This is a genomic window from Aminobacter sp. MET-1, from assembly GCF_026521175.1.
In the GTDB taxonomy this organism is placed as follows: Bacteria; Pseudomonadota; Alphaproteobacteria; order Rhizobiales; family Rhizobiaceae; genus Aminobacter.
The window spans coordinates 1-12,097 of the sequence record NZ_JAMSHL010000001.1; the positions used below are offsets into that span (position 1 = coordinate 1).

A 12,097-nucleotide genomic window follows, 5' to 3' on the forward strand; every position below is an offset into this window, starting at 1 on the left:
CCCCCCCCCCCCCCCCCCCCCCCCCCCCCCCCCCCCCCCCCCCCCCCCCCCCCCCCCCCCCCCCCCCCCCCCCCCCGAGCCTGTTCTGGCGGATCGCGGTCCATGCAGGGTTTGCCGCACCGCCACCGAGGCTGCGCATGGAATGCAGCGGCGGCGCACCGAGTTCAGCCAATCTGTCATAGCCGAGTTTCTCGATGGCCGAGATGCCTTCCAGCATGGCCTGCAGGAAGCCGCTGTCATCGGCAGGACGTGGAGCGAGCCGTGGCGACCATGCGGGATCGAGCACCGGAAAGCGCTCGCCCGGTTCGAGCAACGGATAGAAGTCGAGGCCTGTCGGAACATCAGGGTCGATGGCGGCAGAAAGCCGTGCGATCTCATCGGCGGAGAAGAAGTGGGACAAAACCTTGCCGCCGCTGTTGGAGGCGCCGCCGGCAAGCCACATGCCGTTGATACGGTGGCTGTAGATGCCGAAGTCGGGCGCGAAGATCGGCTGGTCGCACAGCAACTTGAGCGTAAGCGTCGAGCCGAGGGCGCTGACGCCATCGCCGGGCCTGTCGGCACCGGTCGCCAGGAACGAGGCGCATCCGTCGGTGGTGCCGGCGATGATCTCGACTTCTTCGCTCAGGCCGAAGACCTTTGCCATGGTTGGTGCGATGGTCTCTATTGGTGCACCCGGCGCCACAACGCGCGGCAGAAGCGCGGTCCTGAGCCCGGTCGCTGCGACCCAGTCCGGCCAGCGCCGGTCGATGGGGTCGTAACCCGTCTTGAGCGCATTGTTTTCGTCGGTCGTGCCGAAATGGCCGGCGAGCCGCCCTGCGATCCAGTCGGCCTGATGCAACACCTTTGCCACGTGGGACACGGCCTGGAAGACCAGCGCCTTGGCAAGGCCAGACGTTGCGCCATGGGCCGCGCTTTCGGCCGGGATGACGGCGGCGATACGGGCCAGGATGGCGGCATCGCTCACCTTGTCGTCATACATCAGCGGTTCGGCCAGCGGCGTGCCCTCGGCATCGACAGGCAGCAGCGTGCCCGACGTGGCGTCGACTGCAATGGCATGAACCCTGAAGCGGTCGACCTTGGCGAGCACCGCGCGCAATGCCGTCTCGACCGCCTGCCACCAGATCTTTGGGTCGCGCGGGTTGGCGCCGAAATCAGAGAGTTTGGCCGCCCCCTGTGCCACGATCTCGCAGCCGGGCGTCATCGCCACGGCGCGGGCGCCTGACGTGCCGAGGTCGATGCCGATGGCGAGCGGGGTACTCATCTCAGGCAATCTTCTTGGCCGCGCCCTTGCGGGCGAGGTCCTGCCGGTATTTCTCGGCGTCCCAATCGGTCAGCTGGAGGTGTTCCTCTGCGGTCAGCACACGCACCGGCGCGTTTTCGGGGATACGGGCCAGCACGTCGGCGAGGCAGCGGGCCATGGCATCGGCGCCCGGCGTCGCATCCCTGCGCATCAGGATGCCCGCTCCGGGAAATAGGATCGAGACCGGCGATGCACCGAGGCGCGCGATGACGGCGGAGACGTCCTCGCCGTCGCGGGCGATGACGGAGCCAGTTCCGAGGAAGATCACGTGGTCGGGATAGAGGCTGCCTTTGCCGGCCAAACTCAAACCTGCAGGGTCGGTCGCAGCCGCATGGGCGGCTTCGGATGACGGAAGGCGATAATCAGTGCCGGCGGCGAGTTGAGCGAGGCGATCGGCATCGGGCGCGGGAGCGTTGCGCGGCGCAACACGCAGCCGGGCCTTGACGTCTTCGAGCAAGGCTTCTGTCTGGGGCACCGTCTCTCCGGCGACGACAAGTCCATGATTGCCTAGGACCAGCACGTCCGGCCGTTGGCTGCGATGTTCCGATATGGCGATCGCCAGCGGCAGGCCGGGTCGTGCATAAGGCACGTAGGCCCAGTTGAGGCCGGCCAGGCACGGGCCGATCTGTTCGATGCAGTCGCTGCGCACGGCATAAGCGATGGTGTCGACGCAGTGGACGTGCAGCACCACGCGTTGCGGCATCAGCGCATGGACTGTCGTCTCGATAGAGGGGCGCAGGCCGGAGCTGTTGAGCGCCGCGACAGTGAACTGGTGCGCCTGTTCGGCGGCCGGGTCGATTGCTTCGACCGCTGCTATCAACGGCGCCATCTCCACCGGCACCATGATGTCGCGTTCTTTCGCGTGCGCCAGCCAGGTGCCCGATGCCTTGATCCAAAGCGTGCCGCCGACCTTGAGCGACGTATTGCCGCCAGCACCTTGCGTCAGCAGCGGATCGCTGCCGATGCGGGCCGATACGGTTTTCAGCTGTTCGAGTTCGGCTTGCCAGCCGGCCGCTTCTGGCATGGCGACGGTCCTTTCATTTAGGGAGCGGAGCTGGCCGGCAGCGATGTCACAGGCCAGCTCCGAGACTTGGGGAGACGCGCCCGCGCGTCTCCCGATTCGACCTCAGAAGTCGAAATTGCCGATGTTGTCCTTGTTGAAGACGGTCGGCGCGCCGAGCAGGATCTCCGAGCCGTTGATGACGGAGAGGTCGCCGAGCTTGCCTGCCTTCACCGAAGTGGCACCAGGGGCCAGCGTGCCGTCGGCGGTCGCGCGCAGCACGTAGGCAGCGGCATAGCCGAGATCGACCGGGTTCCACAGCACAACGGACTTGACGCAACCTGCGCCGACATAGGGCTTCATCGCATTCGGCGTGGCGAGGCCAACGACGGCGACGCTGCCGCACTTCTTGGCCTGGGTCACGGCGTCCGCAGCGGCCGGCGTCGCCACGCTGGTCATGCCGAAGATGCCCTTGAGCTCGTCGCCGTACTTGTTGATGAGCGTGTTCGACTGGTTGAAGGACAGGATGTTGTCTTCCTGCGCTTCGACCGTCTCGAGCCACTTCATCTTCGGATGGCACTTGGCCTGGTAGGCCTGCATCTCGGCGATCCAGCGTGCCTGGTTCGGCGTGGTGAAGGTCGAGGTGACGATGGCAAAAGCGCCCTCGGCGCCGATCTCGGCCGCCATCGAGTCGACCATGGCCTTGGCGATGCCGTTGAACTCGGCCTGGTTGACGAACCACTGGCGGGCATCCGGCGACGAGTTGGCGTCGTAGCCGACGACGTTGATACCGGCACCGAGCGCCTTCTTCAGCACGGGCGCAATGGCGACCGGGTCATTGGCGGCGAACAGGATGCCGTCGACGCCAGAAGTGATGTAGTTGTCGATCAGCGTGATCTGGTCGTCGATGTTGGCCTTGGACGGACCGTCGGTCTTGGCGTCCATCGAGCCCATTTCCTTGGCCGCGTCGGCGATGCCCTTGGACGTGGCGTTGAAGTAGCCGATGCCGACCAGCTTCGGCACGTCGACGACCTTGATCGTCTTGCCTTTGCGGTCGGGCGCATTGGTCGGCTGGCCGCCATCATAAGGCTTGGCAGCAGCAGTCGCCGGCGTGGCGTCGCAGGCCAACGGGTTGGTGGGCAGGTCGTCGCCGCCCGTCCAGACGGACTGGGCGTTGCTGAGGCTTGTCGAGAAGGACAAGGCCAAGAGCGCGGAAAGTACTACGTTACGCATTCCATCCTCCAATTGATCGTCCGGACACTGTAGAGCGGCAGTGAAGGACGTTGCTCTCCCTAGGTTCGAGTGCCGCTCCTCTCGAAGAGGTTGCTGGCGAGGATCGCCAGAATAAGGACCGCGCCGATCAGCATGATCGTTCCGTCGCCCTTGATGCCCGCAAGCGACAGACCGTTCTTAAGCGCCTGGATCAGGCAAAGGCCGATGATGGTGCCGATGATGGTGCCGCGGCCGCCGAAGATCGAGGTGCCGCCGAGGACCACTGCGGTGATGGCGTCGAGCTCGATACCGGTGCCCATGTCGGAGCGCGTCGTGGAAACGCGCGACACAAAGATGACGGCGGCAACCGCGGCGGCAAAACCCGAGGCAGTGTAGAGTGCGAGCTTGGTCTTCTCGACCGACAGGCCGGAGAAGCGGCTGGCGACCTCGTTGGAACCGACGGCATAGACCGTGCGACCCCAGGTGGTGTAGGCGAGGATGATCGAGGCAACGAGGGCCGCGAACAGCAGGATCCAGAGCTGCGTCGGCACGCCGAGCACGTCCTTCTGGCCCAGCACGTAGAACCATTCAGGATAGCCGCGCACCGAACGCGCCTGGCTGATGCCTTCGGCCAGGCCGCGATAGAGTGCCAGCGTCGCCAGCGTGGCGATCAGCGGCGGCACGCGGAAGCGCGTGATGATGACGCCGTTGACGAAGCCGGCGAAGGTGCCGGCAGCGATCGCTGCGGTTGCGGCCACCGGCAGTGGCAGGCCGACATTCTGCCAGAACACACCCGTCAGAATGGCGGTCAGGCCAAGGATCGAGCCGACCGACAGGTCGATGCCGCCGGTTGCGATGACGAAGGTCATGGCAATCGCGATCAGCCCGATCTCGGTCATCAGTCGACCCTGGTTGAGCAGGTTGTCGACGGTAAAGAAGCGGTCCGACTGGAACGACAAGACGATCAGGACGACCACCAGCAGCAGGGCCAGGAAGGTCTCGTGGCGGATGAGGGATTTCAGCTTCATCTCATGTCCCTCAGCTTCTGCCGCGCCGGCGCAGCATGTCGGCCAGCACAGTCGCCAGGATCAGCAGGCCGATCACGGCGCGCAGCCAGTAGGCCGAGACGTTGACGAAGATCAAAGCCGATCCGATGGTGGCGAACAGGATGGTCGCCAGTGTCGAACCAATGACCGTGCCCGAGCCGCCAAGGATCGACACGCCGCCGATGACGGCCGCGGTGATCACCGTCAGTTCGAGATTTGGCGGCACGGTCGACTGGATGACCTGCAGCTGCGTGGCGAACAGGATCGTGGCGAGGCCGGCAAAGGCACCGTGGATGACGAAGACGGCGACGGTGCGGCGCGCAATCGGGATGCCGGTGGCAAGGGCTGCCTCGGCATTGCCGCCGATGGCATAGAGCGAGCGGCCGAAGGCGGTGTAGCGCATCCACAGTGCTGCAAGCACTGTCAGAACGACCATGAAGACGAGCGGTACCGGCAGGCCGAACACTTGCTTCTGGGCGATCAGGTAGGCGGGCGGCAGATCGGTGATCCAGGTGCCACCGGTGACACTGATCAGGCCGCCGCGCAGGATGGAGAGCGCGCCGAGCGTCACGACGATGGATGGTATGCGGGCATAAGCGACGAGGATGCCGATGATCGCGTTGACCGCCATACCGACAACCACCGGCGCCAGCCAGGCGAACCAGATCGGGTAGCCAGCAACGGCAAGCGAGCCCGAGATCGTCGCCAGCACGCCGATCAGTGCGCCAACCGAAACGTCGATGTTGCCGGTGACGATGACCATCGCCATGCCGATGGCGGCCACCGCGATATAGGCATTTCCAGAGAAGATCGTGGTCAGGTTGTTGGCGCTGATGAAGCGCGGATTGACCATCGTCACCACGGCGAACAGGACAACGATGGCGGCAAGCACCACGATCTCCTGGCCGTAGTCGGCGAAAAGCCGCTTGAAGAAGCCGGGTCGCTGGGGAGTGGGGCGCGAGCGGGCGGTCGCTTCGACTGTCGTCGTCATCATGCGGCCTCCCCACTGCGATGCGCGGTCATAGCGGCGCCGACGCGTTCGGGCGTGGCGTCGGCCCGGTCGATCTCGCCGGTGATGCGGCCGCCGCTGATCACCAGCACGCGGTCGCTCATGCCAAGCACCTCCGGCAGTTCGCTCGAAATCATGATGATGGCCACGCCCTGCCTCACGAGTTCTCCCATGATGGTGTGGATCTCGGCCTTGGCGCCGACGTCGACGCCACGCGTCGGCTCGTCGAGGATCAGCACCTTGGGCATGGTCTCCAGCCATTTGGCGATGACCACTTTCTGCTGGTTGCCGCCCGAGAGTTCGCCGACCGGCTGGCCGATGTTGCGGCAGCGGATGCTGAGCCGCTTGATCGCATCGATGGCACGCTGCGCTTCCTCGCCGGCCTTGATGAAAATGCCGGACGACAGCCGCTCGATGGTCGCCATAGACACGTTCTTGCGGATGGCCATTGCCTTCACCAGGCCTTGCTGGCCGCGATCCTCGGGAACATAGGCGATGCCAAGATCGCGCGCCTGGCGTGGCGATCCGATGCGCACCACCTTGCCTTCCATGACGATCTCGCCTGAAGTTGCCGGCGTCATTCCAAACAGGGTCAGCGCCAGTTCGGTGCGGCCGCTGCCGACGAGGCCGGCAATGCCGAGGATTTCGCCGCGCCTCAGCTCGAAGGAGATGTCGCGCACGTGGCGGCCATGATTGAGGTTCTTCACCCGAAGCACGGTGTCGCCGATGGCGGCGTCGGCCTTCGGAAACAGGCTTTCGATCGAGCGGCCGACCATCATCGACACCAGTTGGTTCTCGTCGACGTCGTCGATATCCCTGGTCGCGACATGGGCGCCGTCGCGCAGCACCGTAACGCGATCGGCCAACGCGAAGATCTCGGGCATGCGATGGCTGACATAGACGATGCCGACGCCACGCTCGCGCAGTTGCCTGACGACGGCCATGAGCCGCTGCACATCGGACTCGACCAGCGAGGCAGTCGGCTCGTCCATGATCAGGATGCGGGCGTTCTTGCTCAACGCCTTGGCGATCTCGACGCGCTGGCGCTGGGCTACCGACAGGCTCAGCACCTTGGTGTCGACGTCAAGGTCATAGGTGTCGAGCTGGTCAAGCAGGTCGCGGGTACGCCGCCGCACCTCGGCCCAGTCGATGATGCCTGCGGACGTGCGCGGGTAGTTGCCGAGAAAGACGTTTTCGGCGACCGAAAGTTCGGGGAAAAGCAGCAGTTCCTGGTAGACGGTGGCGATGCCAACCGCAGCGGCGTCGCGGGTCGAAGAGAATTTCACGTCCCTGCCATCGACCGTGATGATGCCGGCGTCAGGCGTGTAGAGGCCGGACATCATCTTGATCAGCGTCGACTTGCCGGCGCCGTTCTCGCCCAACAGCGCATGCACCTCGCCGGGGCGGACGTCGAAGTTCACTTCCTTCAGCACCTTCACGCCGCCGAAGGATTTCGACATGCCGGCGAGGCTGACATAGGCGGTCGAACTGCTCATCGGCTCGCCTCCTTCGCTTCGGTCATAGCGGACCTTGCTGCGGCGCGGGCGCCGTCGGCCAGTTCGCGCCAGCGGGTACGGTACGCTTCGAGGCCGGGAACGTGGCCTGCGGTGACAGGAACCGTCTCGTCCTTGAATGGTTTCAGGCCAAGCGCCTTGAAGGCCAATGCGGCAGCACCTGTAGCCGAGCCTTCGCTCATCATCGAGCGCACGACCGATTGTGTCGGGCGAAGCTGTGCCAGCATCGTCGTGAACAGGTCGATCTTCGCCAGCCCGCCATCCAGCACCAGGAGGTTCTCCGACTGGATCAGGTCGAGCGACAGGTCGGTCATCATGGCGACGTAGAGTGCGGCGACTGCAGCCCGTTCCTCGCCGCTGACCTCGCCGCCGACGATATGTCCTTTCGTCTCGGGGAAAGGTCCGCCGGCCGCCCATGACGGCAAGGCGAAGACACCGCGTTCCATCACGCGCTCGACTGCGGTCTGCGAGATCGGCTTGTTCCAGTTCTCGCTGATCAGGTCGTATTCGCGACCGCCCATGAAGCGCAGCGACGGCGCCGGTTCGCCATTGACGGTGACATTGGCAATCATGTCGCGCTCCTGGTCGAGCGCGCCGAGCGGACAGTCGAGATTGATGATGATGACCCAGGTGCCGGTCGAGACGAGCGTGAAGTCGCTCAGCCCGGTCATGCGGTAATAGGCCAAGGCCGCATTGGAGTCGTGCACGCCGTTGTGGACGGCGATGGCGCGGCTGCTGCCGTCAGCGAGGGTAACCTTGGTCTCGCCGACCACGGCACCGGCGGGGGCGATCGCCGGGAACCTGTCGCGCCAGCCGAGCCGCTCGACCAGCGAGCTGTAGTCGCGCTTGAGCGGAGCCCAGAGTTGACTGTGCGCGCCGAGATAGGACCATTCGGCAAGCTTTCGGCCACTGAAACGCCAGACCCAATATTGCGGATAGCAAAGGATCGCCTCGGTCGCGGCAAATGCCTCCGGCTCTTCTGTTTCCAGCCAGTAGATGTGGCGGGCAATGGAGAAGCCCAGCGGCAGCCACGGCGTGTAGGTCTCGGAGAAGTCGGGCAGGATCGGATCGATCACATCGGCCACGCTGCCGGGGATTTCCTGCTCGTAGTCAAGGATCGGATGCAGCAGCTCGTCGCCGCGCACCAGCGCAAAGGCACAGCCATGGGCCGAGATCATCAGCCGCGTCACGTCATGGGCCGCAGCGACATCGGCCAGTTCGTGGCCCATCCAGGCGAAGAGACGATCGCCGTCGAGCACGCTCCGCCCGCGAAAATCCTGCCATACCGGCTTGGTGCGCCGCTCGTCGAGCAACGTACCGTCGGGTGAGAACACGAACAGCTTGGAGTTCGTCTTGCCGAGATCGAAGACTGCCAGCGCGCCGCTCATGCGCCACCTCCGCTGGAGGCGATGCGCAGCGCTATGCCAGCGCTTTCGAGCATCTTGGCGTGCTGGTCGGAAAGGCCGTCGTCGGTGATGAGCATGGCCAGGCGCGACAGCGGCAGGGCGATGTTGCGCGCATGGATCGAAAACTTGCGGCTGTCGGCCAGAACGACGATCTGGTCGGCGTTGCGGCTGAGTTCCTGGATCGAGCGCACCATCAGCGGGTGCGATTCAAGCAGGCCGTCGGCGCTGATGCCCTGTGCGCCGATGAAAAACTTCGAGGCGTAAAAATTGATCGGCTGTGCCGGCGAGTAGATCACCCGAGGCTCGCGATGCAGCTCGCCGCCAGCGAGCGTGAGTGTGCATTTGCCGTGCTCGCCGAGATAACCGGCGAGCGGCATGGAGTTGGTGAACAGGCGGACATTGCGGTCGGCCAGCTTGACCCCGAGATGGAAGCAGGTTGAGCCGCCATTGACGATGACCGCGTCGCCGTCGGCGACCATGGTCGCGGCCAGCTCGGCGATCAGCCGCTTGGGCTCGACGGCGAGATCGCGGTTCTCGTCATAGGGACGCGCAAAAGCCGTGCCTTGCGCTGCGCCGTCGAGCGCTGAGATGCCGCCATAGACCTTGCGGGCGCCACCGGCCTCATCGATCTTGTCGATGTCGCGCCGCACGGTTGCCGCGGAGACACCGAGATGCTCCTGCAACTCGCGCACCGACGCAAAAGGCCGGTCACGCAAAAGCTCGACGATCTGCCGTTGGCGGACCAAGTCGTTCACGCAAACACCTCCCATGGCTTCGCGAAAAGGCTGTGCCGTGAGTTAACTTACGCAAATCAAAATCGGGTGCAAGCGATTTGTGACGAAAATTGCTCATATCGCGCTGCAACTAGATCATACCGCGCCGCACAATGACAAAGTTCAATCTTTTTGCGATTGACAAACCGCATGGCTTGGCCTGAATTACGCTCAAACGAGAGCGGCGCCGGTGATGCGCGCCGGGAGGAATCCGACATGCTCGATATCAATTCCACGCGGCTTGCCAATCTGTGGGACGACGCGAAGGCAGCGGCCATGGGCGAGTCCGAACGGCTGGTCTACCGCTCCAACATCCTGGGCTCGGACAAGCGCGTCACCAATTATGGCGGCGGCAACACCTCGTCCAAGATCTTGCAGAAGGACCCGCTGACGGGCGTCGAGGTCGAGGTGCTGTGGGTGAAGGGATCGGGCGGCGACAGCGCGTCGATCAAGCTCGATGGTTTCGCCACGCTCTACATGGACAAGCTCAGGGCGCTGAAGGGCCTCTATCGCGGCCTCGCGCATGAGGACGAGATGGTCGGCTACCTGCCGCATTGCACCTTCAATCTCAACCCGCGCGCGGCGTCCATCGACACTCCGCTTCATGCCTATGTTCCAAGGGCTTACGTCGACCATATGCATCCGGATGCAATCATCGCGATTGCGGCTGCGAAGGATTCTGAGGCGCTGACCGCAAAAATATTCGGTGACGAGATCGGCTGGCTGCCGTGGAAGCGGCCGGGTTTCGAACTCGGGCTCTGGCTGGAAAAGTTCTGCCTTGAGAACCCCAAGGCCAAAGGCGTCGTGCTCGAAAGCCATGGCCTGTTCACCTGGGGCGACACCCCCAAGGAGTGCTACACCACCACCATCGACACCATCAACAAGGCGATCGGCTGGTTCGAGGGTGCAACCAAGGGCAAAGCTGTCTTCGGCGGGGCGGTCGCGACGTCGCTATCGTCGGGTGAACGCCGGGCCGTTGCAGCGCGGCTGATGCCGCGCATCCGCGGCATGGTCTCGCAGCAGGGCGTGCGCAAGCTCGGTCATTTCGATGATAGCGACGCTGTGTTGGAGTTCGTCAACTCGCATCATCTGCGTGGCCTCGCAGCACTCGGCACGTCATGCCCCGACCATTTCCTGCGCACCAAGATCAGGCCGCTGGTGATCGACTTTAATCCTGCGAAACCCGATGTTGACGCCGTGGTTGCAGCGTTGCCCAAGGCGCTGGATGATTACCGCGCCGGCTACCAGGCCTATTACGACCGCTGCAAGCACGCGGATTCGCCCGCCGTGCGCGACGCGAATGCCGTGGTCTACCTGATGCCTGGAGTCGGTATGTTCACCTTCGCCGCCGACAAGGCGACGGCGCGCATTTCAGCCGAATTCTACGTCAACGCCATCAATGTCATGCGCGGCGCTTCGGCGGTGTCGACCTATGTCGGCCTGCCTGAGCAGGAGGCCTTCGACATCGAGTACTGGCTGCTCGAGGAAGCCAAGCTGCAGCGCATGCCGAAGCCAAAGTCGCTGGCCGGCCAGATCGCTTTTGTCACCGGCGGTGCCGGCGGCATAGGCAAGGCGACCGCCGTCCGGCTTCTGCGCGAAGGCGCTTGCGTTGTCATCGCCGACATCGATGAGACCGCCCTTTCTACCGCGCATGAGGAACTCGGCAAGGTGTTCGGCACGGATTTCGTACACCCGGTTCGCCTCGACGTCACCGATGAGGCCGGCGTGGCGTCGGCCTATGCCGACAGCTCCGTCGAATTCGGCGGCGTCGACATTCTGGTCTCGAATGCCGGCATCTCGTCATCGGCGCCGATCGAGGACACGGAACTCTCCATGTGGAACCGCAACATGGACATCCTCGCCAAGGGCTACTTCCTGGTGTCGCGCGAGGCTTTCCGCACCTTCAAGCAGCAGCAAATCGGCGGCAACATCGTCTTCATCGCCTCGAAGAACGGCCTCGCAGCCTCGCCCAACGCGGCGGCCTACTGCACGGCCAAGGCGGCTGAAATCCATCTCGCGCGCTGCCTGGCACTCGAAGGTGCAGAGCATCAGATCAGGGTCAACACCGTCAATCCCGATGCCGTGCTGCGCGGCTCGAAGATCTGGACTGGCGAATGGCGCGAGCAGCGCGCCGCAGCCTATGCGATGCAGCCGGACGAACTCGAGGAACACTACCGCAAGCGCTCGATGCTGAAGCGCTCTGTGTTCCCCGAGGATATCGCCGAGGCGGTCTACTTCCTCGCCTCCGACATGTCTGCCAAGTCGACCGGCAACATCATCAATGTCGACGCCGGCAACGCCCAGAGTTTTACGCGCTGAGCAAAGGCCTTTTCGTCGGACCTGTCTGACGATAGCTGCGGGTGGGGCAGCACGTCGATCGACGCGCGCGAGGCCGCGGCGATCGACGTGCTGCCGCTTCGCTGTTTCCTGTCGGATCCAACACATGATCGCCGGTTCTTCCTAGGCGGAGCGGTCCTGGTCAGTTGAGCAACTCCTGACGGCATTCCCTTCGAAATTGATTCTCCCCCCATCCTCGTTCCGGCTTTCGCTTATTCGATGCCGGCCATGGTCATCGGTGCCCGAGCGCACCAATGAGAATGGCCTGCGGGTGGCATTTGCCAGATGCGTCGCTGCCATGAACCTCGTTGTCCTAGTATCCAGCGCGCACTCTGCAGGCGACGGTTGCGGTTGGCGACGTTGGCCATTGCAGTCCTTTTGACGCCGCTCCACTCCCGGACATCTGGCTTGTCGACAGGATCATCGTGAACTCTGGACAATAATTGTCGACAAAGTAGTTGACAATTTGTGCTGGCTTTTGAATATGGCAGGCAAGGCAA

The 12,097-nt window shown here is 64.0% G+C and carries 9 protein-coding genes; 1 reads left to right on the forward strand and 8 read right to left on the reverse strand.

Going from position 1 to position 12,097, the window contains the following annotated elements:
* The 8 genes from NDO48_RS00005 to NDO48_RS00040 form a co-directional block, all read right to left on the reverse strand.
* Nucleotides 1–1,261 (reverse strand): FGGY-family carbohydrate kinase (locus tag NDO48_RS00005; RefSeq protein ID WP_267320646.1); only part of this gene is annotated, 1,261 nt, incomplete at its 3' end.
* A gap of 1 nt (nt 1,262) precedes the next feature.
* A complete protein-coding gene (locus tag NDO48_RS00010; protein WP_267320647.1) occupies nt 1,263–2,324 on the reverse strand; it encodes a class II aldolase/adducin family protein in 1,062 nt (353 codons plus the stop codon).
* A 102-nt stretch (nt 2,325–2,426) separates the two neighbouring features.
* A complete protein-coding gene (locus NDO48_RS00015; protein WP_026227628.1) occupies nt 2,427–3,533 on the reverse strand; it encodes a substrate-binding domain-containing protein in 1,107 nt (368 codons plus the stop codon).
* A 59-nt stretch (nt 3,534–3,592) separates the two neighbouring features.
* On the reverse strand, nt 3,593–4,540 hold the full coding sequence (locus NDO48_RS00020) for an ABC transporter permease (RefSeq protein ID WP_018430135.1): 948 nt from the start codon (nt 4,538–4,540) through the stop codon (nt 3,593–3,595).
* 10 nt (nt 4,541–4,550) lie between these two features.
* Nucleotides 4,551–5,552 (reverse strand): ABC transporter permease, encoded by a 1,002-nt coding sequence (locus NDO48_RS00025; RefSeq protein ID WP_018430134.1) that lies wholly within the window; start codon nt 5,550–5,552, stop codon nt 4,551–4,553.
* A complete protein-coding gene (locus tag NDO48_RS00030; RefSeq protein WP_267320648.1) occupies nt 5,549–7,063 on the reverse strand; it encodes a sugar ABC transporter ATP-binding protein in 1,515 nt (504 codons plus the stop codon). The genes NDO48_RS00025 and NDO48_RS00030 overlap by 4 nt, the downstream gene beginning before the upstream one ends.
* Nucleotides 7,060–8,469: an FGGY-family carbohydrate kinase gene (locus tag NDO48_RS00035; RefSeq protein ID WP_018430132.1), complete on the reverse strand. Its 1,410-nt coding sequence runs from the start codon at nt 8,467–8,469 to the stop codon at nt 7,060–7,062. Before NDO48_RS00035 ends, NDO48_RS00030 begins: the two co-directional genes overlap by 4 nt.
* On the reverse strand, nt 8,466–9,242 hold the full coding sequence (locus NDO48_RS00040; protein ID WP_018430131.1) for a DeoR/GlpR family DNA-binding transcription regulator: 777 nt from the start codon (nt 9,240–9,242) through the stop codon (nt 8,466–8,468). Before NDO48_RS00040 ends, NDO48_RS00035 begins: the two co-directional genes overlap by 4 nt.
* Nucleotides 9,243–9,476: 234 nt before the next feature.
* Between NDO48_RS00040 and NDO48_RS00045 the strand changes: the two genes are divergently transcribed.
* Nucleotides 9,477–11,579: a bifunctional rhamnulose-1-phosphate aldolase/short-chain dehydrogenase gene (locus NDO48_RS00045; RefSeq protein WP_018430130.1), complete on the forward strand. Its 2,103-nt coding sequence runs from the start codon at nt 9,477–9,479 to the stop codon at nt 11,577–11,579.
* Nucleotides 11,580–12,097 lie beyond the last annotated feature (518 nt).